Origin of the sequence: Streptomyces sp. NPDC058195, from assembly GCF_042883525.1 — a bacterium.
In the GTDB taxonomy this organism is placed as follows: domain Bacteria; phylum Actinomycetota; class Actinomycetes; order Streptomycetales; family Streptomycetaceae; genus Streptomyces.
On sequence record NZ_JBHVVM010000003.1, the window covers coordinates 88,043 to 114,108 of the forward strand.

The window sequence follows — 26,066 nt, forward strand, 5'->3', positions numbered from 1 at the left end:
GGTCACCAACGCCGCCCAGAAGCCTCCCAGCTCCCCGGGCCTGGGCCTGGGCCTGGGCCGAATCTTCCCATCACGGCCCTGTCCTCTCGAAGCTACGGCGCAGTGACAAGTAGTTCTCTATAGCGGATCCGGGGTGTGCTTGTCAGCAGTTTGGATCGTCTGGGTCTGTCGGGGCCGTGCTTGGTGAGATTGGTCCGGTCACGACGACCGGAGGCAGGTTTCTCGCTGGACGACATCAAGGCGGACCTGCGCGAGAATGAGCCCGGCATCGACCAGATGCGTGCTGATCTCACCGCCGTGACCGGCATCGCGGCGCTCACCGACTTTGCCGGTACGGTGCCGTATCACCCGCTGTTCACGTTGCCGCGGGGGGGTCATACGGGCGCAGCGAGGGGATCAGTATGGCGACGATCACGGTGGACGTGGCAGTTCCCGACGCGCTGCGGCCGGTCGTGGACGTGGCAGCGTTGCCAGCGGCCCTCGGTGACGCGGGGCCGGCGTGGCTGGTGCTGTCCGAGGACGGACGGCTGGCGCGGTGGACGCCGACGACCGGCGAGGTGCAGGACGTGGCCCGGTATCGGGAGGAGAGGCTGGCGCCCGAATACGGTGACGGCGTTCGACTGCGGCTCCATGTGTCTCGATGTGGCCGTTGGGCGGCGGTGGTTCAAGACCGCGGCCGGTACGGCACCGTCGTCGATCTGACCACCGGTTCGCCAGCGATGAAGTTGGACGGCGGGGATTACTGCTGTGGAACCGTCCCGTTCGCGTTGGCGTTCGCCGAGCACGGTGACCGGCCGGTTGTCGTCCATCGCACTGACTGGAACCGGTTGGACGTCACCGACCTCGCGTCCGGCGAGGTGCTTACGGCGCGGGAGAGCCCGGATAGAGATGAGGAAGATACGGAGTACGACCTCGACTACTTCCACGGCGCACTGTCGCTGAGCCCTGACGGGACTCGCATCTACGACGGCGGTTGGGTGTGGCAGCCGTGGGGGATTCCGGCGGTGTGGAGCCTGACCTCCTGGCTCCACGACAACCCGTACGAGTCCGAGGACGGGCCCAGCTATGCGGTGTATCCCGAGGTCTCGGAGTGGAACTGGCCGGTGGTGTGGATCGACGACGGGCGGATCGCGGTGTATGACCGGGACGATGCCGGCAGCGGTACCGTCCACGTCCTCGACCCCACCTCGATCGAAGTGCGCTCGCCGGGCGTCCGATGGATCAAGGCGGTCGCGACGTTCCGCTGGCCGGTCGGCGATTTCGGCTTTTTCACCGACGGAGAGCATCTGCTGATCGCCGACGAGGCCGGTCTGCAGGGCATCGACATCACCAGCGGACAGCAGGTGTTCGCGATCGACGGGTTCCGCCCGGCGCGTCAGGATCCGCATACCGGAACGCTGATCCAGGTCGGCAGCGCCAAGGCCCGGTTGTGGACCCCGCCGGAGTGGACTGCGCGCGCTGGCTGAGCTGCCTTTTCCGGCCGCTTCGCGACGGAACGGCCGACACTCAGAACGTACGGACTGTCCGTGCACGGGCCGGATGTGCTCCGGCGGCTCGTCCCGTACTGGCCGTACCGGCCGTGCCGCCATCGGCGTCAGACCTGAGATCTCCCGGTCCACAGCGCCTCCTCGGTGTCCGGCAGATGGCATGGCTCCGATCAAGGGTGCTCAACGCCGGTCGGCGAGAGCGACCACGTGCGCACAACCCGGAGCACGGCAGCCGGAAGATTCCTTGAGGTTCTCTCCGCGTTCGACCGGGAGAACCCCTTCGCGGACGCTGCCGGAGACGGAGCTGGCGGTGCGCGCCCGCCTGGACGAGCTGCTCAAACCCGTCGGGATCACCGCGCTGCAGCACACCGCGCTCGCCGTGCTGGAGCGGCACGACGGGATCTCCGCGGCGCGGCTCGCGCGGGACTCCTTCGTCATCGCCCAGTCGATGGCCGACCTGGTCCGCACCCTGGAGAGCCGTGGCCTGATCCGCCGCGAGCCCAGCCCCTCCAGCCGTCGCGAGCACCTCATCCTGCTCGCGGAGCCGGGACGGCGGCTGCTCTCCGTGTACGCCGGACCGGCCCGCCGCCTTGAGGAGCGGATGACCACCGGGCTGAGTCCTGTGGAGACCGACGCGTTCCGGGAGGCGCTGAACGCGGCATGGCGGTATCTGCCCTGGACGACGGAGCCCGGACGGGGACAGGCGCGGGCCCCGCGCTCAGACGCGGGCCCCACGCTCCGGCGCGGGGATTCCCGCGCGAGCCCGTACGCCTGCTCAGCCTCTGTACGCGCCCACTCGGGAAGGGACACACCGTCGTTCAGGAGGCGCAGACGGTGAAGAGCGCTCCGTCCGGGTCACGGATCACATAGGCGTCCGCTGAAAGCGCGTCGCTCTCGGGAGCGTCAGCCGACGCGCCACCCGCCTCGACGGCGGCCGCCGCGGTCCCCGCGCCGTCCGCGACACGGAATCCGACGACCCACCGGGGCCTGATCGCGGGGTCGGCGGCGCCCCCGACCCCGCCACCGCGGAGGGTGGCGACCGTATGCCCCTCGATCCTGATGTGGACGTGGCCCTCCGCGTAGTCGACCGTGCAGCCGCCGGGTCGTTCGGCCCAGCCGAAGACCTCCGCGTAGAAGATGGCCGCCTCGAAAGCGTGCCGGGTCCGCAGGTCCAGGCGGGCGGGGGCGCTGCCGCGCCCCACCGTCCAGGTCAGGGCGGTGCCCTCCCAGAAGCCGAAGATGGCGCCGTCGCGGTCGGCTGCGATCGCCGCCCGGCCCTCGCCCAGTTTCACCGGCCCCACGGCGAGAGTGGCGCCGCGTTCCCTGACCCGGTCCGCGGTCTCATCGGCGTCGTCCACCGCGAAGTACGGGGTCCACACGGCGGGCGGCCTGGCGCCTCGGGAACAGGATCCGAGCCCGGCGACGGGGCGGCCGTGCGCCATCGCCACGGAGAAGTTGTCGCCGAGCACGCTGCCGACGAACTCCCAGCCCATGACGTCCGTGTAGAAGCCCTGGGCCGCGCGCAGATCATGCACGATCAGGCTCACCCAGCAGGGCGCGCCGTTCACGGGCCTGATCCTTCCGAGGGCCGACATGCGCTGCTCCTTCGGCTTCCCATCGCCACAGCCGGGACGGGGTCGTGCTCCCACCGTGTACCCCGGGCCGCACACCCGCACCCCGGCGCCCTCGCCCCTGCGCCCGATCCCGCGCCGCGATGCGCCGAGGCGCCCTTCACCAGCGGCGATGCCGTCTCTGGGCGTGGACCGCCGGTGCCGTGGCGATCAGATTCCGTCGGCCTCCGGCCGGTGTACGGGCAGCCAGCTCTCGGCGTAGGCGACGGCGTCGGCCAGGTCGAACAGCCGCGCCTGCGCGCCGCCCACGGCGCCGCGCAGCACGGGGCGTTCCTTCTCGTAGGCCGCGCCCAGCTCGTCGAACCGTTCCGAGGAGATCACGGTGTCGCGCACGGTGACCCACTGACGGCCGTGTGGCGTCACGATGGCGAAGGAGTTGTCCGTCAGCGGTGCGGCAATGCGGCATTCGGCCAGGTGGAAGGCAGTGCACGAGTCGAATCCGGTACCGAGCAGCAGGACCCGTGCCGCGCCCTCCTCCAGCCGGGCGAGCGGGCTGCGCTCGCCGAGGCGGCAGTCGGGCGCGTGCGAGTCCACGATCGCGGCGGCGCGTGGGCCCACGGCCGCGAAGGAGGTCTGCGGGTGAGAGCTACGGAGCGCGCCGGGCCAGTTCCGTACGGTTTCCGGGATGACTCCGACACCGAGGGTGCGTGTGGTCCGGGGGTCGAAGGCCGGGGTCGAAGCGCGGATCCGGTCCCACCACTCCTCGGGCACGGGCGGGTTCGACCAGTGCGCCGGATCGGAGTTGTCAGCGGAGTGGGCCGGCACCACCAGGGTGCCGTCCTCGCCGAGGACGTCGAGCAGGGCCATGACGACGGCCACGGGGCCGCCGCAGACCCAGCCGAGCGAACTCAGCGAGGAGTGCACCAGCACGGTCTCACCGGACCGCAGTCCGATCGCGCGGAGATCGGCGGCGAGCGATTCACGCGTGCACAGCGGAGTGGATCCAGGCTTGGTGGACATGGGCAAGCATTATCCGGTCGTTCGTTCGCCGTGACCACGGGTTTTCGATGCCTGCCCGGCGCGGAGCCGTCGCGGCTCAGCATCCGTCCGGGAGGCGCGGCCGGGCGAACTCCTCGGCAAACGTGCTCATGAGCACGAGATCCTGGTACCGCCCGGCGACAAACACATGCTCGCGGAGCCTGCCCTCCTCGACGAAGCCGAGCCGACGGTGCAGGGACAGTGACGCCGTGTTGTACGCGAGGATCCGCGCCTGGCACTTGCGAAACCGCCGCTCCTCGAACATGTGGCGCAGCAGGAGCCGTACGGCTTCCGCCGCGTAGCCGCACCTTCGGTGTCCAGCCCCGATGGTGACCCCGTACTCGAACCGTCCTGATCGCGGGTCGGCGTGGAACGAGCCGATGGCCCCGACCATCTCCCCCGTCTCCACCGCTTCGATCGCCAGCTGGAAGCAGTCTCCGTCGGACGGGGCGGCGGCCTGTTGCCTCGTCCGGGCGCGATGGTGCTCGGCCGAACGCGGCGGGCGGGGCAGATCACCCATCCCCGCCTCTTCCTCGGCCAAGCGCATGAAGACGGTCCAGTCATCTGGTTCGATGCCGCGCAGACGTATCCGCTTCCCTGTCCAGAGCGATGTCATCGGGTCATCGAATCACGCGGCCGGATTCGGCGTCCAGGCATGCAATGTGTGCCTTCTCGGGGCCATGACCTGGTGCTTCACCGATACGGGCCGAGCCCCGGGGCCGTCGTCCGTGGCCCGGCTCCCTGATGACGTCACGCGATGTCCAGCAGCCTCTCCAGTGCCCGTGCGGTGTCGGGATGGCGGCCGAGCAGCTCCACGCCGGACGGACCTGCGTCCGGCGCCTCCCAGCCCTCCTCGCAGCCGAGCAGCACCGCGACCGCGTCGCACGTCCCGGGATGCGCGACGAGCAGGGCACATCCCGGTCCGCCCCGCGCGCCGTCCGCCGGGCGTGCTGAGGGCGGCTCCGGCAGGGCCCGCCACGGCGGCACCCATGCGTCCAGTGCGTCCAGCCGTCCGGGGAAGGTCCGCCCGGCCTCCCGGATCAGCAACGGGGCCAGCTCCGAGCCGCCCGACCGCAAGGTGGTGATCAGCGTCGGCAGCCAGGGCAGGAGCACCGGATCCGGCAGCCGACCGAAGGCGTTCGACACGGCCTCCACGACGAAGTCGGTGAGCCCCGGGACGGGGTCCAGCGCGTGGACGAAGCCGCTGAGGTAGCGCGGGTAGGCGGCCACCACCAGGGGGTTGTCCAGCAACGCGTCGCACCGTGCGCGCAGTTGCGCGCGGGAGAGACCGCCGAGCTGGACCTGCGCCGCCCACAGCAGCGCCGTCTTCGATGACTCCTCGGGGTGTGACTGGCCCACCGCCAGCTCCAGCTGGGTCCGGTCGCATCCCAGGGAGAGCGCCAGGCTCTCCATGCTGAACAGGAAGCCCAGCATGGCCGCCACGTGGCGGACCGTGGCGTCCTCGTCGGTGAACGCCGTCGGCAGCAGCGTGCAGTAGTGGGCGTAACCGGTCTTGACGAAGGACTCGATCCACGGCGGCAGCACCGGTTCGCTGGTGCGGTAGTACGCCAGCATCCGCCGCACCCGGCGCAGCACCTCCGGCGCGCCGTCGACGCTGCGCTCGGCGGACAGCACCTCCAGGGCGTGCGTGCCCAGCTCGTCGGCGAGCCGGCGGCTGCGCAGGTACAGCGTCGCGTCCTCGACGGTTTCCAGGACGGTCGCCGTGGTGGCACGCCGGTCGTACGCGGTCCGGCGCAGCCGCTGCTCCAGCACCTGCTCGATACTGACGCCCTCGTAGCCGAGCTCGATGAGCGCGCGCTGGTACGTACCGAGGGCGAGGTCCCACGATTCCTGGATCGGCCGCTCCCCCAGCTTGCGCTCACCCATGATCGGGCGGGCGGCACCCTGCGGCATCAGGTACCGCAGCATCCACAGCACGTCGGAGCAGCGTTCCAGCTCCGGCTGGGAGGCGATGTCCAGCAGCGCGCGCCGCACCCCGCTCTGCTGGAGCTTCAGGCCGAGGGGTGCCAGCCGGTCGTGGACGTCACGGGCCAGGGGCGGCAGCGCGTCGTAGCCGACCTGGCCGACCCGGTCGCCGCCCATCATGATCTCCACCAGGCGCCGGACGTCGCGGCGGCCGGGCACGGAGTCCTTCTCGATGCAGGTGACCGCCGCGTCCTGGAAGTCGTACGGCGTGGGTCTGGCCCGGTCGCGCATTCCGGCCAGCAGGATCGACGTCTCGAAGACCGCGATGGCGTCGGCGGTGGAGGCGAGATAGCCGTTGCGCCGTGCGGCGCGCACGATCTCCACCGACCAGCCGAGCAGTTCGGCCTCGTCCAGCCGGTCCAGGGCGGGAGGCTGCTGAAGGAAGCCGGTCAGCTTGTCCGAAGGCGGCGGGCCCGGGACCGGGGCCGGTGCGGGCCGGGTCTTCCTGGCCCGCGACTTCTTCGTTCCGGCCTGTCCCACCAGGCCGAACGGCTCCACCCGGCTGCGTTTGACGTTCTTCGCCCACACGGTGGCGGCGATCGACACCGAACCGGCGGCGAGGCCGAACTGGGCCTCGATCGCCGCGTGGCTGGACGGGATCAGGCCGTGCTGCCAGACCGTGGCGGTGGGCGGACCGATCTCGAAGGTGCCGGAACCGTCGACGCCGAACTCCTCGACGCGGCTGACCGCGTGGAAGGCGCCGCAGACATAGAGGCAGTCCGCGGGGTCGGCGCCGCTCGTCGCGAGGTGCTCGCGCATCCGGATCCACATGTGGCGCTCGCGGTCCTCGTCCACCCGGACCCGGTGCGGATCACCGGGAGCCAGCCGCCGGAAGAGGCTGCCGATCAGGAGCATGACCTGGCGGTAGGTGTCGTGGTCGCTGTCGCCGAGCGGAAGCTCGACGTACTGGTGCCACCACTCCGACCAGTGCCGCACCTTGCCGTGGCGCAGCAGGTGCTCCTCCAGTTCGGCGAAGCGGGGGCGCAGGTCGCCGATCTCCACGCCCACGGCGTCGCCGTGCAGCGCGGCCTCCTCCTCGGCGGGTGGTGCGTCCGGGTCCGCGGGTCCGTCCGTGTGCGCGCCGCGCGCGTCCCACTGGAAGACGTGGTCCGAGGAGCGGTCGACGAGCACGAGCTCGACGCCGGGGGTGTCCAGCGCGTAGGCGATCGCCTGGTATTCGGCGGAGGCCTCGGTGATCGGTGCGACGACCGACAGCGGGGACCACTCGGCGGGGAAGCCGTCGATCTCGGTCGCGAAGGACTGGACCGCCACCGGCAGCTTGCAGTTGCGCAGCTCGGTCAGGAGCGGCGCCATGTCCTCGCACAGCTCCAGGTAGACGACCTTGGGCTGCTTCTCCCGCAGGCGGCGGGCCATCGCGATCGCCGAGGCGGGCGAGTGGTGGCAGACCGGGAAGATCTCCAGCGGCTCGCCGACCGCGTGGTCGACGTCGTCGACGATGCCGAGGAGGATTCCCTCCAGGGCGCCGGGCCCGTCGGCGAACGCCGCCGCCGCCTCCTGGAGCTGTGTGCGCAGGGACGCGAAGGTCCCTTCCTGCGTGCCGCTCATGACAGGGTGGCGATCGCGTCGCGGCCGCCCTCCAGGAACTCCGGCCAGGAGCCGCCTTCCTCCTTGCTGCGCGGCTCGACGACGCCGTGCAGGTACTTGTTGAGGATGGCCAGGTCCTCGGGCTCGCGCCGGGCCAGCGAGCCGACGAGCGAGGAGGCCAGGGTGCGGGCGGTCAGGGCGCGGTCGCCGAAGAAGTTGCTGTGCAGCACCGCGTCCTCCAGCACGCCGATCTGCTCCGCGGTGGACAGCGCGGACTCCAGCTTCTCGTCGTCGCTGCCGGCCGCGGCCGCCGAGGCCCGCAGGTCGGCGAAGCTCTGCAGCAGTACGTCGAGGAGTGTCGGCGGCACCTCCAGTTCGATCTGGTGGCGGCGCAGCAGTTCCTCGGTGCGGAAGCGGACGATCTCCACCTCGCTCTTCTTGTTCGTCACCACCGGGATGCGGACGAAGTTGAACCGGCGCTTGAGCGCCGAGGACAGGTCGTTGACGCCCCGGTCGCGGCTGTTCGCGGTGGCGATGACGGAGAATCCGGGCTTGGCGAAGACGATGCTGTCGCTGTCCAGCTCGGGCACCGAGATGTACTTCTCGGACAGGATCGAGATCAGCGCGTCCTGCACGTCGCTGGTGGAGCGGGTCAGCTCCTCGAAACGGCCGATGGCACCGGACTCCATCGCGGTCATGATCGGCGAGGGGATCATCGACTCCCGGGACTGGCCCTTGGCGATGACCATCGACACGTTCCAGGAGTACTTGATGTGGTCCTCGGTGGTGCCGGCCGTCCCCTGCACGACCAGTGTGGAATTGCGGCAGATCGCGGCGGACAGCAGTTCGGCCAGCCAGCTCTTGCCGGTGCCCGGGTCACCTATGAGCAGCAGTCCCCGGTCCGAGGCCAGAGTGACGATGGAACGCTCGACGAAACTGCGGTCGCCGTACCACTTCTGGGAGATCTCCCGGTCCAGGCCGTCGGAGCGCTCGGATCCCAGGATGAACAGACGCACCATCTTCGGCGACAGCCGCCAGGAGAACGGCTTGGGGTTGTCGTCGATGGACTCCAGCCACTCCAGTTCCTCGGCGTACTTGATCTCGGCGGGGGCGCGCAACAGGTCGGACATGACAGGGCCTTTCTAGGCGAGGAAGGTCTTGAGCTCGTGGACGAGCTTGCGGATGTGGCCGGAGAGGACCGGCGTGCCGAGGTCTTTGAAGCGTTCGCGGAACCACGGGTTGACACTGCCGCGGCCGGAACTGGTGACCGAGCCGACGGGGATGAACTTGGCACCCGAGCGGTGGATGGCGGCCATGCTCTCGAAGAGCGGCTCGGTCTGCCATTCGTAGAAGTCGGAGATCCACACCACGACGGTGTTGCGGGGCTCGGCGATCTTCGGCTGGGCCAGTGCCATGGCGACCGTGCCGTCGGTACCGCCCCCGAGGTTGGTGCGCAGCAGGGTCTCGAAGGGGTCGTGCACCCAGGGTGTGAGGTCGAGCGCCTGTGTGTCGTAGGCGATCAGGTGGACGTCCACCTTGGGCAGCCCGGCGAAGATCGACGCCAGGATGGTGCAGTTGACCATGGAGTCGACCATCGAGCCGGACTGGTCCACGACGACGATCAGCCGCTGGGGTGTCGTCTTGCGGACCGTATGCCGGTAGAAGAGGCGGTCGACGTAGAGTCGCTCCTCCTCCGGGCTCCAGTTGGTGAGGTTCTTCCAGATCGTGCGGTCGAGGTCGAGGTTGCGGAAGACCCGCTTGGGCGGGACCGAGCGGTCCAGAGCACCGACTGTGGCCTTCTCCACCTGGGTGCGCAGCACCTCGGCGACCTCGTCGACGAAGCGGCGGATCAGGGCCTTGGCGTTGGCCAGGGCCACACCGGAGAGGTTGTTCTTGTCGCGCAGCAACTGCTCGATCAGCGACATGCTCGGGGTGAGCTGTGCGGCGAGGGCGGGATCGGCGAGCACCTCGCGCAGGCGCATCCTCTTGACGAGGTCGGCCTCGATACTGCCCAGTTCCGGTCCGATGGCCGGGATCAGCCGGCTGAGGTCGGGGGTGGCGCCCCGGCCTCCGGTGCCGGCCGGGCTGGCGCCGTGCCCCGCCGCGCGTCCGCCGGTCCGGCCGCCGCGCAGGTCTCCGGGCATGCAGCCGAGCGCACGCTCCAGCCAGCCCGCGTCGGACTGCCAGCGCGCCAGCTGACCGGCGGTGACCTTGCCCGTGCCGGAGGCGAAGACGTTGAGCAGCACCTTCGACACCAGGGCCGCCCGCCGCACCTCGGCGGCCCGGTCACGCGCTTCCTCGTCGCCGCCGCCGTCGTCGCCGCCGGTGCCCGCGTCGGGGGCGGGTGCCATCAGGCCGTCGAACTCCGCGGCCAGCCCCGGGTGGCGCTGCACGATCGAATCGACGGACGCCTGGGGGTCCAGAAGTGTGGTCGGCAGGCCGATGTCCTCGACAACGGCAAGGCTGGCCGACTCCAGTGCGGCCTGCTCCTCCTGGTCGAAGAGGCGGGCGAGGAGGCGCCAGTAGAGCACCTGACGCCGGTTGTCCTGGGGGTCCGCCTCCGGGACCGGAGGCTGCGGGGCCGTGGTCTCGACGGCTGGTTCCGTCGTGTGCTCGGTCATTTCCGCAACAGCTTCCCCGCCCGCTCCCGCAGGACGGTGACGGCGTCGGTGGCGGCCTTCTCCGCCTTCGCACCGGCCTTGTCCGTCGTGCCCCCGGCCCATCCTCCGGCGTGCAGCGCGACGGCCTTCTTCCGGACGGTCGTCTCGACCGCCAGGGGCTGGACGCGATACGCCCCGGCATCCCAGCGGAGCAGTCCGATACAGGCTCCGGACGCCGCGACCGCCCCGGGAGTGAGGGGACCGGCAGCCGGAAGGCGATCAGTGTCGACGGCGAGCGCACAGCCGGGCAGGCCGAAGGTCAGCGTGCCATCGTCCTCGGTGGTGGTGTAGCCCTCCAGGAACACCGGGACGGCGATGCGCGACGGGTGCCGGTCCAGGGGCGCGGTGACCGCGTCCGTGGCGGTGGGCAAGGCGACCCGTGCGGTGGCGAAGGCGTCGGCGGGCTCGCCCCGGCGGGCGTGCTCATCGCTCCAGACCAGATCGCCCTCGGCGGTGACCGGCATGCCGGTGAGCTCCACGCAGTGGCCTTCGCCGAGGGCGGCCAGCAGCGAGAGACGCGGGCGGAGCAACTGCCAGAGCCCCGCCCCTACGACCGTGTCGGGCTTCGGCACCGCCGCTCCGGCACGTACCAGCCGGGGTGTCCCGCCGTCCGCGGGCTCGAACACCGCGTGGACCTGGGCCTGTACGGCGGTCGGGTGCTCCTGCAGATCGACGCCGAGGGGCAGCAGGCGGCCGGTGACCGCGCCGGTCACGGGCGCCTGCGCGGCACCGGGCAGCGTCAGCAGCAGGGCCCGCGACCACAGGTCGGCCCAGCGGCGCACCGGTATCCGTTCCAGGGTGGCGCCCGGACAGGACGCGGCCAGTTCGGCGGCGAACCCGTCGAGGAGCATCGCCGGGCGGCGCAGCGCGGGCTCCGGGAGCATGGCGGAGACGACCGGTGCCGCTCCGGCGACCAGGTCGTGGTCGATGCCCTGCCACCCCGACCGGGCCAGGTCCGACAGCCAGGAGCGGGCGGCGGCCAGCAGGTTGGCCGACTGCTGCCCACCGGGCGGCGGTACGGGCTCCTCACCGCGGCTCCGTCCGGTCGCCTCCGCGGTCCGGGCCATCAGCGCGTCATGCACGGAACCGAGAAGCGCGGTGCGGGCTGCGGCCAGGGCGACGAAGTCGTCCTCATGCGCGGCTCCGCCCGCCGCCTTCCCGGCCGCCTCGGCGGCCCGTGCGCCGAGCGGGCTGCCCGCGACCGCGTGGGCGAGCGCGGTCAGACCGGCGGTCTGGGCGGCCTGCGGTCGCAGCAGCCCGGCGACGAGTGCCCGGTCGAAGGCGTCGACCGCGGCGAGGGCTTCGTCGAGCCCGGCGATACCCTCAGCGAGGAGATCGGCGCGCATCACGCCACCGCCCTGGTCGTCGGGAACCAGTGCATCTCCGGCACGGGAGCGGTGTCTGGGGTGAACTCCAGATAGGCGAGGTGGCGCAGGAACCGGCTGAACACCGGGGCGGCGGCCTTGGTGTCGCCCTGCGGGGGCCGGGTGTTGCGCATGGCGGTGGCGAGGGCGCTCGCGCCTGACTCCCCGTCCGCGGTCTCCACGCGCAGATAGCGGGTGACGCGCTCGGCGCCGTACTGGAGCACCGCCTCGCCGATCAGGGCCAGGATGTGGTTGCAGAACGAACCGCGGGCGCCGCCGCAGGGACGGTTGTTGTTGGTGCTGCACGCGAAGGCGTAGGTGCCGACGGCAACCGACGACACGTAGACCCGCCCGATGTCCGAGCCGCTGGACACCACACCCTGAAGACGTCCGTCGGCCAGCTCGACGAACGGGACTTTGGCCAGCTTGCGGGCTCGTGCGGGTGCCATCACCCGTACCGTGCTGGACCTCTCCCAGTCTGACAACACACCACTCCTCTGTGCACCGGGGCGACTTCCGCGCCACATCGGCGGGACACGACCGAACTTATCCGCGACCACTGACAATCGGTCCGGCGGACGTGTGCGGGCGCCGCGGAAGGCCGCTCCCGGGCAGAGGTCAGAAGGAGTGCCCCACCCCCTCCCGCGCCGGGCCCGCGCCGCCCAGCGGCGGCGGGGAGAGCGGAAGGGCGATGAGGTCGTACTGGGGACACGGCGTCGTGACGCACTGTTTCGGCGACGGCACGCAGACGTGTCCGGCGGGCGCCACGACGGACGCGCACGGGATCAGCTGTGCCGTGAGGGGGTCGTCCGAGGCGAGCGCCGGGCTCGCCATCGTCAGGGGCAGGGCGCTGAGGGCTACCGCCGTGGCGGTGCGCAGCAGGTTCTCGATCACAAGCAGCAGGGATAGCCGCGCGTGGACGCGGCGCCGCGTCCAGGGCCCCGCCCATCACCCGATCGGATTGCCATGTTCACCACTGGAACGCGCTTCCCATTCTTCGGACGTCCCGTGGCAGCGCGCAGGGCCTGCCGTACGGATCGGCACCGTACGACAGGCCCCGCGGCCGGCGGGACTGCGCGGGGGCCTACTCGGCGGGGACCGCCCCTGCACCGCTTCCGGTGCCGGTGCCGGTGGTCTCCTCGGCAGAGCTCTCCGGGCGGCCGATCGAGCAGACCAGCGCGTTGTCCCTCACATCGGCGACGATGGTGTCGCCCGGCTCCGCCTCTCCGCTCAGCAGCAGGGAGGCGAGGCGGTTGTCGAGTTCGGTCTGGATCGTGCGGCGCAGCGGACGGGCGCCGAACTCCGGCTGGTGGCCGTGCGCGACCAGGAGCTTCTTCGCCGCCTCGGTAACCTCCAGCTCCATGTCCTGGGCCCGCACGCGGCGTTTGCTGCCGTCGAGCATGAGGTCGACGATGCGCCCGAGATCGTCCTTGTCCAGGCCGTGGAAGATGATCGTCTCGTCGACGCGGTTGAGGAACTCCGGCGGGAAATGGCCCCGCAGGTCGCCCATGAGGTCCTCGCGGATCTCGGAGACATCGCCCTTGTGGGCGAGGATGCGCTGGGCGCCGATGTTGGACGTCATGATGACCACGGTGTGCCGGAAGTCCACCGTCCGCCCCTGCGCGTCGGTCAGGCGTCCGTCGTCGAGGACCTGGAGCAGTGTGTTGAAGACGTCGGGGTGGGCCTTCTCCACCTCGTCGAACAGGAGCACGCTGTACGGCTGCCGGCGCACCTTCTCCGTCAGCTGGCCCGCCTCCTCATGGCCGACGTATCCGGGCGGTGCGCCGACGAGCCGCGAGACGGTGTGCTTCTCCTGGAACTCGCTCATGTCGAAGCGGGCCATGCGGTTCTCGTCCCCGAAGAGCAGCTCGGCCAGGGCCTTGGCCAGTTCGGTCTTGCCCACGCCGGTGGGCCCGAGGAAGAGGAAGGAGCCGACGGGGCGGTTGGGGTCGCCCATTCCCGCCCGGCTGCGGCGTACCGCCTGCGCGATCGCGGTGACCGCCTCGTCCTGGCCCACCACCCTGGAGTGCAGCGCGTCCTCCAGCTTGAGGAGCTTCTCCTTCTCGCTCGCGGTGAGCTGGGTGACCGGGATGCCGGTGCGGCGGGAGACGACATCGGCGATGTCGGCGGTGGTGACGTCCATGACGCCTTCGCGGCGTTCCTCGATCCCGGCGAGTTCGGCCTCGGTCTCCGCGATCCGGCCCTTGAGTTCGGAGGCCTTCTCGAAGTCTTCCGAGGCGACGGCTTCGTCCTTCTCCCGCTTCAGCTTGGCGAGCCGGTCCTCGCGGGAGACGACCTCGGTGGACCGGCCGAGCGACCGCAGCCGCACCCGGGCGCCCGCCTGGTCCATGAGGTCGATGGCCTTGTCCGGCAGGAATCGGTCGCTGATGTAACGGTCGGACAGCACGGCCGCCGCCACCAGCGCGTCGTCGGCGAAGCGGACCTGGTGGTGCACCTCGTAGGAGTCGCGCAGGCCCTCCAGGATCTGGATGGTCTCCTCGACCGACGGCTCCGGCACCATGACGGGCTGGAAGCGGCGCTCCAGGGCGGCGTCCTTCTCGATGTGCTTGCGGTACTCGTCGATGGTCGTCGCCCCGACGACATGCAGCTCGCCGCGGGCCAGCGCGGGCTTCAGCATGTTGCCCGCGTCCATCGCGCCCTCGCCGGACGCTCCGGCGCCGACCACGGTGTGCAGTTCGTCGATGAACAGGATCGTCGAGTCCGCGGCGGCACTGACCTCCTCGATGACGTTCTTGAGCCGTTCCTCGAACTGGCCGCGGTACTGGGAGCCCGCCACCAGGCCGGAGAGGTCCAGCGCGATCACCCGCTTGTCCTTGAGGGTGCGGGGCACGTCACCTGCCACGATGCGCTGGGCGATGCCTTCCACGATGGCGGTCTTGCCGACGCCGGGCTCGCCGATCAGCACCGGGTTGTTCTTGGAACGCCGGGAGAGCACCTCCACGGTCTGCTCGATCTCCTCGGCCCGGCCGACCACGGGGTCGAGCTTCCCCGCCTTCGCCTCCTCGGTCAGGTCACGCCCGTACTGGTCGAGCGTGGGGGTGTCGCTCGTGCCGCCCGCCGGTGTTCCCTCGGCCCGTGCCGCGTTGTCCGCCTCACGTCGCAGCCTGCCGGTGTCGGTGCCGTACGCGCCGAGCAGTCTGGCCGCTCCGGACTCCTTGGCGTCGAGCAGCGCGCCGAGGATGTGCTCCGGCCCGATGTACGAGACCCCGGCCGCCTGGGAACGCTCGTAGGCCTGGAGCAGTACGCGTTTGGCGGCGGGCGTCAGACTCGGCTCCGCCGACGGGGTGGCGCTCTCCCCCGGCAGGATCTCGGCGATCCGCTTGCCCAGCTCGTCCGGGTCCGCCCCGGCCTCCTGGAGCAGGGTACGGGAGGGGTCCACCTGGGTGGCGGCCCACAGCAGATGCTCGGTGTCCAGGTCCCGGCTGCCGTCGTCGGTGGCCCGGGTGGTCGCCCGGCCTATCAACTCGCGTGCCGACTCGGTCAGCAGCCGCCCGATCGGGACACGCTGCACCTGCGGCGGCGAGGACGCCGGGGACATCCCGAAGAACCGGTTGAGCATTTCCGAGAACGGATCCGGGCCGCCGAAGGAACCGAAGGAGGACATGGTCATGGTCACCGTCCAGTCAGTGCGGGTGCGGGGAGCGCGCGAAGGGTGGCACGCCGGGATCGCCCTGTGCCGGGCACCGCCTCCGGTGCCCGGTGCGCACGGATCGTCGAGCGCGTCCCGTGCCCCACGGGCAGGTGGTCTCACTAGACCAACGCCCACCTGGCCACGCAACGGCACGGACGCTCACCCGCGGCCCGCGGGCGGTGTACGCCACGGGGCCATGGACCTCCCGGCGCGGTCACGGCCTGGTCGCCGGTAGCCCGATCGGGTGAGCTCCGGGCACGGGGCGCGACCGGATCGGGCGGATCCGGGCGTCCCGGCTGGCCGTCGCCGCGCCGACCGCCCGGACCCCGCCAAGACTTGGCCCATGAGCAACACGGAACGGTCGGTGGACCTCAGGGGCGGCCCCGGTCACCTCGTGCTCCTGGCGGTCGTCTTCGCCGTACCCGTCCTCAAGCTGGCCTGGACGCTGGGCGGCGGGGGCGCGGCGAGCGAGGCATTGACCGCCATGGAGCCGTCCAACTGGCCCGACGTCCTGATCGGGATGCTCCTCAACGACGCGCTGCTGGCCTCGGTGCTCGCCGTCGTGGTGTCGCGCACGTCGTACGCCTACTTCGCCGCCAGGGGCGGGGCGCGGGCCCACACGGACACCTCCACCGCACACACGCTGGTGCAGGCCGCGGTCGTCCCGCTCACCTTCGCACTGGTGGTGGGGGCCTTCCACGGCTTGTGGTGGGGCGTGGCGGTCGGCCTCGTCTCGTACGCGCTGCGGCTCGGCGTGATCGTGGAGTACCGCACCGGGCGGCGCGAACGCGAGAGCGGCAGACGCAGCCGTACCTCCCCCTCCGGCTGGCTGGAACGTGCCGCGGACTGCGCATCGGTGGCCGCGCTGCTGCTGGCCGCGGGGGCCCTCCCGGTGATCGCCCTGGCCGGGGCGGTGGACGGCCGTTCCTGGACCAGTGTCGTGGAGTGCGACGTCAACACCGGGCACGGAAACGAACGCGCCCGTCTGGTGGAACTCGGGCGCAAGGGCAACGGCGTCGTCGGCTGGCACCTCGCGCGGGACGAAGTCGTCAACGGCCTCAACTGCGCGGTCTCCGAGAACGACGAGGTGCGCACGCCGCTGTGGCGTGCCCGAGGGCGTACGCCGTCGGGCGCGCCACAGCGCGACGACGACGGCGTTCTTGGGTGACGCACATTTTCGGACATGCGACGAGCGGCCCGAAGCCCTCCTGTACAGCGGTGTGTTCGCGCGTCCGCATCCGGGAAACCCGCGTGGTCCGTGGTACGCACGCCGTCCCGGCGCGTTTCGGTGACTGACGGACCGCCACCTTCACTTCGGCCGTGACGGCCGGACGCAGCACGTTCTATTTCCGGATTTCTACGTGCTTGTCAGCGCCATACGCCACGCTGGACGCATACCGCCCAACACCGGCTTGGAGGCCAGTAGTGGACGCCCAGGACCTCGCGCAGCTCGCCGACAAAGAGTTCGAGCAGATGCTCACCTCAAACATCCATCCACCCACCCGTGACGCCAGCACATGGGCCGCGGTCATCCACCCCGACAACCTGCCGCGGGCCCGCAAGATCCTCACCCATGTCCACGAGCGGACCGCGAGCGTGCTGCGCCGCCGCAAGACCGAGCGTGAGGAGTTCCGCGTCGAGTGCTTCGCCCGGGGCGAGGCGGGCAAGCGCGAGTGGTTCGCCACCCGGGCCGACTTCGAGTCGCTGCGCCGCCGCACCGCGAACTTCCATCAGCGTGTGCAGCGGGCCATTACGGAGCTGGGGCAGGAACAGCGCAATGTGAACCGGGCGCAGAGCCACACCGCCGGGCAGCAGAGCCGCGAGACCCTCCGCGAGCTGGCCGTCGCCGTGCAGCGCCACCAGGACGTCCACGCCCGCGACGGCGGTGGCGCCGGACAGGCGGACCATGAGCTGTGGCAGTACCTCGACCGGCTGACCGTGCCCACCGGTCCCGGCCAGCACCCCACGACGCTCCGCACGATGCTCAGCATCTACTGGACCGACCCCCAGCCGCCCGGCGAATCCCCCGGCCACCCGACGCCCGCCGCGCAGGCCGTCGGCGGCGGCGTCGCCGCGTGCGCCGGGGTGCCGCAGGCCCGGCGGGCCGACGAGCGGGACGAGTCGGCGGCACGGGCGCAGCCCCTGGATCCGCCCGGCTGACGTGCCGGAGCGAGGGCGGCCCGGGACAGGGCGGTGGTGCCGGACGCAGCGGCTGCCGACCGCCGCGCCCGGCACCGAGGATCAGCCGATGTTCACGTCGATGCAGGCGTAGAAGGCGTTGGCGGTGTCCGCGATGTTCCACACCGCGAGAACCTTCTGCCTGCCCGTCACGCTGCCGAAGTCGACCTGATGGGTGACCGTGGCGCCGGGCTGCGCGCCGTTGTCGTTGAATTCGGCGACCTTCCGGCCACCGGCGAAGTACTGCCAGGTGCTGGTGGCGTGCCGGGCGGTCAGCACCCACTGGAAGGACGTACTGCGACTGATCGAGGTGACCTTCCATCCCTTGGAGTCATTGTCGAGTTCGGCGAACCGGCTGTTGCCGCCGCTGCAGCTGGTCAGCCCCTTGGGGCCTTCCACGCTCTGCGGCTCGTACTTGATCTCACCGCAGCTCACGGTCCCGGCGGCGCACTGGGCCTGACGGCTCGGCGGCGACGAGATGTACCCGTGGGCGCTGGCGGAGCCGACCGGAAGGGTCAGGGCCAGTACGGGAGCGAGCAGGGCGCCGATGACCGCGGCCGTCTTCCTTTTCGTGTGCATGCTTCTCCTTCACATGAGGCGTCGCCGCACACGAGCGGGCTATGGGGGCCCTGCGGTGTCGGACCGGCCTCTCCGGTGTGGGGCCAAGATGTGCGAAGGGCACGGCAGGAACCACTGCCGTGTACGCCCGGGACACGCCCGACGCCCGGCAGGGGCACTGCACTTGGCCTAGACCATACCGATCGGCTCATCCGCGTCAAGACGTTCCGCGCCGCGCGGTGACACCGTTGCGCGCACGCCGGGGCGCACGCCCGCATTTCGCGCGCCCGCACCGGAGGGCCGCTCCGTGGCGCGTCAGCCTCCCGTCACGCCGTCGACGCGTTCGCGTACGAGGTCGGCGTGACCGATGTGGCGCGCGTACTCGGTGATCATGTGGAGGTGGATCAACCGCAGCGAGTGCTCCTCCCCGCGATGGACGAAGGTGTCGTCGAGCGAGGCGTCGGCAACGATCCGGTCCGCGAGCCGGCACTCCTCGACGAGCCGTTCGTACGCCTCGGCCGCACAGGCCGGGTCCAGGTCCTCGAAGTCCGCGTCCTTGCCCTTCTCCGGGTCGTACATCGAGTCGAAGGCCAGCCCGGCGAATCGCTCCCTGAACCAGGTGCGTTCGACCTTGGCCATGTGGCGGATCAGGCCGAGCAGCGTCAGGTTCGACGGGGCTACGGACTGTTCGGCGAGCTGTTCCCCGGTCAGGCCCGCGCATTTGTGCAGCAGCGTGCTGCGGAACCATGCGAGGTAGCCCGTGAGCATCTCCCTCTCCCCGGCCACGAGCGAACCGGGCGTGCGCTGCACCTCAGGTGCTGTCCAAGTCATGGCGTGATGATCTCCCCTCCGACGCGGTGCGGGCCAGGTCTTTTCCCGTGCGGCCGCCCGGTGACGGCCGCCCTCATCCGGCGGGTTCGAGAAGCTTGTCGCGCAGCGCCGTCACCAGCTGCCCGTCGGCGCCAAGGGGGCCGGTGACGTAGCCGTGGACGGAGCCGTGCTCCGCGTTCAGGCCGGCCAGGAAGAGCCGCATGATGTCGGCGGGTGCCTGGCCGTAGCCCGGCCAGCGGAGCTCCTGACCGGGATGCTCGGCACGCCAGTCGGCCAGGAGCCGTTCGGTGGCGCGCCCGGTGAGGGCGAAGTCGGTGACGATGTCGTCCTCGGACACCCCGATCAGGGACAGGACGAGCGCGGCGATCAGTCCGGTCCGGTCCTTGCCGGAGGCACAGTGGAAGACGACGGGACCGCTGTCCTCGGCGGCGATCACCTCCAGGGCGCGGCGGATCTCGGCCACCCCGTCCTGGGCGACCTCGGCGTACCGGTCGGCCAGGAACCGTCCGGTCTCCACCTCCGGCCCCAGGGCGGCCTGGTTGTAGGGCCGGTGCTCGATGCTGAGGTTGTGGTAGCGCAGCCCCGGCGCGTCGGGGACCTTGCCCTTGGCGGCGATCTCCCAGTCGTACCGCAGGTCGATGACGGTGCCGATGCCGAGAGCCAGGAAGCGGTCCCAGTCCCCGTTCCGCAGCTTGCCGAGCGAATCGGAGCGGTAGAGCACCCCCTGGCGGACCGGTCGGCCGCCTTCACCGCAATACCCTCCGACATCGCGGAAGTTGTGCAGTCGTTCGAATGCGATGTGCCTCTTCACGTCCATGACGGTGGACTCTAGATCGTGCCGGAGCACGGTCGCTGCCACGGGGCGAAATGGGCGGGAGCGAGAACGAGCAGCGCTGATGGCAGCGGCACAAGAGCCCGTGCGGACGAGTGATCCGCACGGGGTCGCGCCGGGCCTCAGCGGGAGCGTGGTGTCACCTAGAGCCGGGGCAGCCCGGTCATCTCAGGGGCAACTGGGCAAGCTCCTCGGTCTCCTCGGGGTACACGGACTGAGAGGTGCACACCTCTGATCCCGGCCTTCGGCAGGATCGGGTCCGGCGGGTCTGGTAACGGCGCCACCGCGACCGCCCGGCCTCCGTGTCCTCGTGCCGGGCACGGGGACACGGAGGCCGGGCGGCGCGCTCAGCAGTCGTGGAGAAGGGCGACCGCTTCGGCGAAGTCGGCATGCGCGGGTTCGAAGGACCGTGCCGCGACAAGGAACATCGACCGGTCGGTGAGGGCGCGGGCGAGGCGTGCGGGGTCCGCGGGCAGGCGGCGGGCGAGCGTCACTCCCTCGTCGAAGTACGGCGTGAGCCGCTCCTCGAACTGGTAGGGATGGTCGCCCTCGCGGACGGCCGCGCGGATGCCTATCCTGCGTTGGACGTCGGCCAGCTCGGGCAGCCGGCCAGCCTCGCGCAGTTGCGCCGCCTCCGCTTCGAGGCCCGGCAGCATGCCGAGAAATCCGTCCCGCACGTCGCGCGACCATCCGCGCTCCCTACCGAACGGCGGCATCGGGGACTCGGGGCTCGCGGCGGGCTCCGCTGCCCGCCCCGACAGGACGAAGAGCGTCTTCCACCACCCGAGGATGCAACTCCAGTTCCTCGGCTCGCCCGTGGACGCGAGCTCCTCCAGGACGCTCAGGGCCTCGCGCCGGGCGGCCGCGGCACTCACCCCGTCCCCGGCCGTCTCCCGCATCCGGGAGAAGTGAACCAGCTCCCAGGTGAGTATCGCCAGAGCGGTGCGCTGTTCGGCCGCCTCACGGCGGGTCTCCTCAAGGAGCCGGCAGAAGACGGCCGATGCGGTGTCATGCAGCCCGGCGCCCTCCAGGTTCGCCGCCCGCCGCACCACGTCCCAGAAGGAGTGCTCCGGGATTCCGTTCCGGGCGGCCTCTTCGTCGACCTCCGCCGCCTCCCTGAAGCGCCCCTCTTCGGCCAGAACGCCCGCCAGGGGCTCGCTTCGGCCAGCCTGGGCCAGCTCCTCGCAGACTGCGTGTCCGTCCGCCCTGCGCCCGAGGGCGAACAAGGAAGCCTGGTAGGCGTCCAAGGCCCTGCGCAACCGCTCCGCCCTGTCCGGCGCCCCGGCCTCCAGCGTGCGGGCGGCCCGGGAAGCCTCGGCGGCCAGCGCGACGTCCACCTTCGGATCGCGGCTCTCGTGGCGCAGCGCGAGCAGGGCGTCGACCAGCTTCGGCCCATACGCCTTCGGACTCACCTCGGCCAGAACCCGGTACGCGCCGACCAGTTCGGCTCGACCCGGATGACCGGACCCCAGCAGCAGCACACGGGCCCGAAGCACCGCATCGTGATCGATCGTCACCATTCCCCCTGTCTCCGGATGACGCACGAAGGAGATTCTGAGCGGCGGGGAACGGACCGGACAAGCCTCGCGAACTGTGCGTTCCGTCCTACGAAAAACGGCGCTGACCTGTCATGATGGACATGCTTTCGCCCTGAATCCATGAACGGGAAGCCGCTCCGAACGCCTCCCGCACCGGCAGAGGAGCCACGGCCTGTGCGCTCAGGCGACGAAGCGACCGCACACGGCCCCTCAGCCGCCCCGGTCGGCCACGTGGCCATCCACCACCGTGCCCAGTCGTCGCCGGAATCAGGAGCCGCACGTCCGGCCGCCACCTGCACCTCGACGACCGGACCGGCCCGCACCCACGCGTCGGCCCCCGAGGGCTCTTAAGCGCCGCCTTGTTCGCACACGCGCGCCATCGGCCAGCCGTGACTCGCCGCCCGAAGACGATCTACGGCCAGCCCCCGGGCCAGCTGGCACCCCCTGGCGGCAAGGACCGCGCTCCGGCACCGGGAGTACGGCGGGTCACGAGGGCATCGGGGGCGGCGGGGCCGAAGATACGGACGTGTCCACTGCCGTACACCCCTCCGCCCCCTTCCCCGGCGCCGGAGCCGATCCCTGGGGCGAATGGCCCCTGCTGTTCCTGTCCGCGGCCTCCGGCGCGGCCGACGCGTTCGCCTTCCTCTGCCTCGGCCAGGTCTTCGCCGGGGTCATGACCGGGAACCTGGTGCTGCTCGGCATCTCCGCCACCGGTGCCGGTGAGCACGGGGCGGCTCCCCGGGTGATCACGGCGCTGCTCGCCTACGGCGCCGGTGTCGCCTGTGGTGCGTGGATGGAGGGACGGCTGAAGTGGCCGCTGCCGGTGATGCTGCTGGCGGAGGTGGCCCTGCTGACTGCGGGATCCACGCTGTGGGCGCTGGGCCCCCTCGCCTCCCCCGGGGGCCGGACGGGGCTGCTGGCGCTCACCGCCCTGGCCATGGGCCTCCAGGGACGGATCCGCTCGACCCCCACCAACTACTTCACCGGCACACTCACGGGGCTCGTCGGCCGGGCGGCGCTGCGGTCGTGGGGGCGCGGGGACCTCTGGGTGGCCGGCCGGCTGGTCGCGGTAGCGGCGGGTGCCGCGGCAGCCGCCGTGACGGAGCACCTGTGGCCGGGCGCGGCGGCCGCGGCGGCCGCACTGCTCATCGAGACCAGGCACCGCACACGGCCCGCGGACTGACCCGGCCGCCCGCCGCAGGGGATGCCCCGGCCGGATCGGGGGAACCCGACCGGGGCGGCTCAAGGGTGGGCACGCCACGCACCCACATATAGATGAACGATAAACCATTAGCCGCCATTCCCGAAACGCACCCCCCGGTCCGTGCCCCATGACCCGGAGCACACCCTCCCCCGGCCGAACCGTCTGGCATATGCCTGAATCGAGTCGGGCCCGCCGGGCGAGCACCGCGTACGCGGGCGCACAACAGTCCGCACGCGCCGGTTGACTTGCGCCAACGTCCGCAGACGGCATACCCGTTCGAAGGATCGATGCGGTGCGCAGCCTGTGGCATATTCCTCGGGCAACAACGCGTCGAGTGTTGCCAAATCCCTTACGGCCTCCCGCGGGCTGTGCGACAGTCGTCTTCGGTCCACCTCTCAGACCTGGTCGTACCGCGCCTGTATCGGAGTACGAGATGCCGTCCCACGTGTCCGCGGACCGCCCCGCCCCACAACCGCCCGAGCGCGACGCGGTCGACGCGCTGATCAGCCGGACGCACCGGCTCCGCGGTGATGTGGACGCGGTGCGGCGGGGCACGGTCCTGGTCGACGAGGAAGATCCCCAGCTGCGCTTGCGGCGGGCGCTCTGCGACCTCGCGGTCCACCACCTGGAAGACCTCGGCACACGCTTGGGACAGCTCAGGGAGGGCCTGCCGTCCGCCGCCCCGGAACGCCGCACGACGACCCCGGCACCGAAGACGAAGGCGGCACCGGGTGTCCCCGGGCCCAGCGCGCCGAAGCCGCACGCAGGGACGAAGCGGGACTCGCTGATCGGCCGTGTGGGCAGCGCGGAGTGGGATCTGCTCACCGACGAGGTCAGCTGGTCCGAGGAACTGTTCCAGATCTTCGGCAGGTCCCCCGAGGCCGGGCCGCTCTCACTGGACGAACTCCCGTCCGTACTGCCTCCCGAGGACCAGCCACTGCTCACCGCGCTGATGACGGACTGCCTGGTGGACGGCAGGCCGATAAACGGCGAGTTCCGCATCGTGCGGCCCGACGGCCGGATGCGCACCCTCCACATGACGGGCGAGCCCGTGCTCGACACGGACGGCCGCACCGCCTCGATGTGGGCCGTCCTGCGCGACGTCAGCGAACTCCGGCGCAGCGAACAGGCGCTGCACCGGAGCCATGACTCACTGCGCCGCCGGGAGTACCGGGCACGGGCCGAGCACCGCATGGCGGTGGAGCTCCAGGAAGCCGTGCTGCCCCCGTGGCGGGGCACGCTGCGGCTCCCCTCCCTTACGCCGGACACACTGGACGTGGCGGCCCATTACCTCCCCTCGGAGTCGAGCGCGCGCGTCGGCGGAGACTGGTACGACGCACTGGCGATGCCGGACGGCAGAACCCTCCTGACCGTCGGCGACCTGACCGGCCACGGCGTCCGGGCCGCCTCCGAGACGGCGATGCTGCTCGGTGCGCTGCGCGGGATGGCCCTGGCCGGCACCGAGCCGGGCGCTTTGATGGGGCATCTCAATCAGTTATTGGAGTCCTCCGTCCAGTCTGCTCTGGGCAGCGCGCTGTGCTGCCGGTTCGATCCGGCCACCGGCACCCTCGCCTGGGCACAGGCCGGACACCCCGCGCCGCTGCTGTTCCGTGACGGGACGGGGCGACCGCTGCCCACGCCGGACGGCGTCCTGCTCGGCGCGGCTTGCGGGGTCGTCTACGAGCAGGACGAGACACGGCTGCTGCCCGGCGACGTGCTCGTCCTGCACACCGACGGACTGAACCGTCATGACGACCGGGTTACCGGCCCGGACGCGCTGCTGGCACTGGCACCCCGATTCGCGCAGGCGCGTACCGCGCAGGAGTGCCTGCGGACGGTCGTCGCGGAGTTCGGCGACACCGAGCGCCTGCACGACGTCTGCGTACTGGTCGCCCGCGTCGGGGCACAGCAGCACGACGCCACGCGTACGGCACCGCTCACGCGGCACCACGAAACGCCGGACACCACCCGATAGCACCCGCGGGTCTGTGCCCGTACCCGGGCGGGAGCCCGGAGGGCCGGGACCGCGCCTCAGATCTGTGAGGTGCGCCTCGGCTGCTTGACGACGGAGACCTGCGGCAGGGAGAGCTTGATCTCCTCGCGCAGATCCTCGATCTTCGGGTAGCCCGCGAACTGACCGGTGAGCCGGTACATCTCGCGCAGCCGGTCCCAGGTGCGGTGCGAGGAGGTCTCGCCCATCGACACCAGGGCGAGCCGGGCGTACCGGTCCGCCTGCTCGGGATCGTCGGCGATGAAGCACGCCGAGGCGAGCGAGATGTAGTCGAAGATCTTGGAGCGCTGGCGCCCCTTGGCCCGCAGCTCCAGCGCCTGCCTGGCATGGCGCTGGGCGACGATCGCCGCCGAGGGCTCGTGATCGGCGAGCGTACGGAACGCCAGGGCCTGCATGCCGTGCAGATCCGCCTCGTCGAACATCTGCATCCAGCCGGGCGGCGGCGCGTCGCTCCTGTCCGAGACGAAGAGCTCCTCCGCCTTGCCGAGGGTGCGCCGCATCGCCTGACCGCGCCCTATGGCGGCCTGCGCCCAGGCCTCGATGGTGTACAGCATCGCCTGGGTGCGCGGCAGGACCGTGTCCCCGGAGCCGGACTTGGCGAGCTTCATCAGGTCCAGGGCGTCGTCGGGACGGCCGAGGTGGACCATCTGGCGGGCCGCCCTGGAGAGCGCCTCGCCCGCCCGGGGACGGTCGCCGCCCTCGCGCGCCGCGTGCGCCGCGATGATGAAGTACTTCTGGGCGGTCGGTTCGAGGCCGATGTCGTGGGACATCCAGCCCGCCAGCACCGCGAGGTTGGCCGCGACGCCCCAGAGGCGGCGCTGGAGATGGTCGGGATGACGGTAGGCGAGCATGCCGCCCACCTCGTTGAGCTGGCCCACCACGGCCTTGCGCTGGAGCCCGCCCCCTCGCGAGGCGTCCCAGGCGCGGAACACCTCCACGGACCGTTCGAGCGCCTCGATCTCGTCCGACCCGATGGGGGCGGCCTCGTACCGGTCGAAGCCGGCCGGGTCCGCGTGCAGCGGGTCGTTGATCCGTGGCGCGTCGGCAGCCAGTACGGGGTCGGAGTGCAGCCAGTCGTGCATGGGTCCGGTGATGGTCGATCCTGCGGCGAGCGCGGCGCCCGCGCTCACCAAGCCGCGTCGGTTGAGCATGAGGTCCATTCCCGTGAATTCGGTGAGGACCGCAGCCGTCCGATCGGGCGCCCACGGCAGTCCGTCGGGATTCTCCTGCGTCCCGGACTCCCGCCGTTTCCCACCACGCCCGCGCCGGTCGAACCCGAGGTCCTCGATGGTCACGACACGACCGAGCCGCTCGGTGAACAGGGCCGCCAGCACCTTGGGCACGGGATCGCGGGGGCACTCCCCCATGTCGATCCAACGCCTCACCCGCGAGGTGTCGGTGGCCAGTTGGGGGTGGCCCATGGCCGCCGCCTTCCTGTTCACCATTCTCGCGAGTTCGCCCTTCGACCAGCCGACGAGGCCGAACAGGTCGGACAGGCGGGTGTTGGGTTCTCCGGTCACGTCAAGCCCCCAGGTTCTCGGCTGTGTTGACAGTAACCCCCTGTCAGGTGCCCTGCGCCAATTCGCCACCGTTCGCCACGGTGCGCCACAT

At 71.2% G+C, this 26,066-nt stretch carries 20 protein-coding genes and 1 pseudogene; 6 read left to right on the top strand and 15 right to left on the bottom strand.

Annotation, left to right across the window (positions count from 1 at the left end; all coding sequences use genetic code 11):
• The first annotated feature begins 401 nt into the window (after positions 1–401).
• Positions 402–1,466, top strand: coding sequence for a hypothetical protein (locus tag ACFVWY_RS04545; RefSeq protein ID WP_389867255.1), 1,065 nt, complete (start codon positions 402–404; stop codon positions 1,464–1,466).
• Positions 1,467–1,731: 265 nt separating this feature from the next.
• Positions 1,732–2,160 (top strand): annotated as a pseudogene (locus ACFVWY_RS04550) (MarR family winged helix-turn-helix transcriptional regulator); the annotation flags it as partial.
• A gap of 145 nt (positions 2,161–2,305) precedes the next feature.
• Here ACFVWY_RS04550 and ACFVWY_RS04555 read toward each other — a convergent pair.
• The 10 genes from ACFVWY_RS04555 to ACFVWY_RS04600 all read right to left on the bottom strand — a co-directional run bounded on the left by ACFVWY_RS04555 (position 2,306) and on the right by ACFVWY_RS04600 (position 15,282).
• Complete coding sequence (locus tag ACFVWY_RS04555; RefSeq protein WP_389867257.1) at positions 2,306–3,082, bottom strand: VOC family protein; 777 nt, start codon at positions 3,080–3,082, stop codon at positions 2,306–2,308.
• 186 nt (positions 3,083–3,268) lie between these two features.
• A complete protein-coding gene (locus tag ACFVWY_RS04560; protein WP_389867259.1) occupies positions 3,269–4,078 on the bottom strand; it encodes an aminoglycoside N(3)-acetyltransferase in 810 nt (269 codons plus the stop codon).
• 76 nt (positions 4,079–4,154) lie between these two features.
• Positions 4,155–4,712: a GNAT family N-acetyltransferase gene (locus ACFVWY_RS04565; RefSeq protein WP_389867260.1), complete on the bottom strand. Its 558-nt coding sequence runs from the start codon at positions 4,710–4,712 to the stop codon at positions 4,155–4,157.
• Between the two features lie 134 nt (positions 4,713–4,846).
• Entirely contained in the window at positions 4,847–7,648 is a 2,802-nt protein-coding gene (locus ACFVWY_RS04570) for a DUF5682 family protein (protein WP_389867262.1), read from the bottom strand.
• On the bottom strand, positions 7,645–8,757 hold the full coding sequence (locus ACFVWY_RS04575; RefSeq protein ID WP_124721926.1) for an AAA family ATPase: 1,113 nt from the start codon (positions 8,755–8,757) through the stop codon (positions 7,645–7,647). The genes ACFVWY_RS04570 and ACFVWY_RS04575 overlap by 4 nt, the downstream gene beginning before the upstream one ends.
• 12 nt (positions 8,758–8,769) lie before the next feature.
• Entirely contained in the window at positions 8,770–10,248 is a 1,479-nt protein-coding gene (locus tag ACFVWY_RS04580) for a VWA domain-containing protein (protein ID WP_389867264.1), read from the bottom strand.
• The gene (locus tag ACFVWY_RS04585; protein ID WP_389867732.1) at positions 10,245–11,663 is read right to left on the bottom strand and encodes a hypothetical protein; all 1,419 of its coding nucleotides are present in this window, start codon (positions 11,661–11,663) and stop codon (positions 10,245–10,247) included. Before ACFVWY_RS04585 ends, ACFVWY_RS04580 begins: the two co-directional genes overlap by 4 nt.
• Positions 11,633–12,100 carry a hypothetical protein gene (locus ACFVWY_RS04590; RefSeq protein ID WP_389867266.1) on the bottom strand — a complete coding sequence of 156 codons (468 nt, stop codon included), beginning with the start codon at positions 12,098–12,100 and terminating at the stop codon, positions 11,633–11,635. Before ACFVWY_RS04590 ends, ACFVWY_RS04585 begins: the two co-directional genes overlap by 31 nt.
• 169 nt (positions 12,101–12,269) lie before the next feature.
• Complete coding sequence (locus ACFVWY_RS04595) at positions 12,270–12,545, bottom strand: hypothetical protein (protein ID WP_389867267.1); 276 nt, start codon at positions 12,543–12,545, stop codon at positions 12,270–12,272.
• A gap of 190 nt (positions 12,546–12,735) precedes the next feature.
• Complete coding sequence (locus tag ACFVWY_RS04600; RefSeq protein WP_389867269.1) at positions 12,736–15,282, bottom strand: ATP-dependent Clp protease ATP-binding subunit; 2,547 nt, start codon at positions 15,280–15,282, stop codon at positions 12,736–12,738.
• Between the two features lie 364 nt (positions 15,283–15,646).
• Here ACFVWY_RS04600 and ACFVWY_RS04605 point away from each other — a divergent pair, with 364 nt between their 5' ends.
• Positions 15,647–16,471: a hypothetical protein gene (locus ACFVWY_RS04605; protein WP_389867271.1), complete on the top strand. Its 825-nt coding sequence runs from the start codon at positions 15,647–15,649 to the stop codon at positions 16,469–16,471.
• Between the two features lie 257 nt (positions 16,472–16,728).
• A complete protein-coding gene (locus ACFVWY_RS04610) occupies positions 16,729–17,463 on the top strand; it encodes a hypothetical protein (protein ID WP_389867272.1) in 735 nt (244 codons plus the stop codon).
• A gap of 81 nt (positions 17,464–17,544) precedes the next feature.
• On the opposite strand, the gene ACFVWY_RS04615 is transcribed toward ACFVWY_RS04610, so the two are convergent.
• From ACFVWY_RS04615 to ACFVWY_RS04630, 4 genes are all read right to left on the bottom strand, one after another.
• Positions 17,545–18,060, bottom strand: a complete 516-nt coding sequence (locus ACFVWY_RS04615) for a lytic polysaccharide monooxygenase auxiliary activity family 9 protein (RefSeq protein ID WP_389867274.1) — start codon at positions 18,058–18,060, stop codon at positions 17,545–17,547.
• A 294-nt stretch (positions 18,061–18,354) separates the two neighbouring features.
• Positions 18,355–18,870, bottom strand: coding sequence for a DinB family protein (locus tag ACFVWY_RS04620; protein ID WP_389867276.1), 516 nt, complete (start codon positions 18,868–18,870; stop codon positions 18,355–18,357).
• A gap of 73 nt (positions 18,871–18,943) precedes the next feature.
• Positions 18,944–19,681 carry a tyrosine-protein phosphatase gene (locus tag ACFVWY_RS04625; protein ID WP_389867734.1) on the bottom strand — a complete coding sequence of 246 codons (738 nt, stop codon included), beginning with the start codon at positions 19,679–19,681 and terminating at the stop codon, positions 18,944–18,946.
• 368 nt (positions 19,682–20,049) lie between these two features.
• Positions 20,050–21,222 (bottom strand): hypothetical protein, encoded by a 1,173-nt coding sequence (locus ACFVWY_RS04630; protein WP_389867278.1) that lies wholly within the window; start codon positions 21,220–21,222, stop codon positions 20,050–20,052.
• Positions 21,223–21,766: 544 nt separating this feature from the next.
• On the opposite strand from ACFVWY_RS04630, the gene ACFVWY_RS04635 reads away from it, so the two are divergent.
• Both ACFVWY_RS04635 and ACFVWY_RS04640 read left to right on the top strand, forming a co-directional pair.
• Positions 21,767–22,423 (top strand): YoaK family protein, encoded by a 657-nt coding sequence (locus ACFVWY_RS04635; protein ID WP_389867280.1) that lies wholly within the window; start codon positions 21,767–21,769, stop codon positions 22,421–22,423.
• Between the two features lie 454 nt (positions 22,424–22,877).
• On the top strand, positions 22,878–24,419 hold the full coding sequence (locus ACFVWY_RS04640) for a PP2C family protein-serine/threonine phosphatase (RefSeq protein ID WP_389867281.1): 1,542 nt from the start codon (positions 22,878–22,880) through the stop codon (positions 24,417–24,419).
• A gap of 56 nt (positions 24,420–24,475) precedes the next feature.
• Here the strand turns inward: ACFVWY_RS04640 and ACFVWY_RS04645 are convergent, their stop codons facing one another.
• Positions 24,476–25,975 (bottom strand): hypothetical protein, encoded by a 1,500-nt coding sequence (locus tag ACFVWY_RS04645; RefSeq protein ID WP_389867283.1) that lies wholly within the window; start codon positions 25,973–25,975, stop codon positions 24,476–24,478.
• Positions 25,976–26,066: the final 91 nt, after the last annotated feature.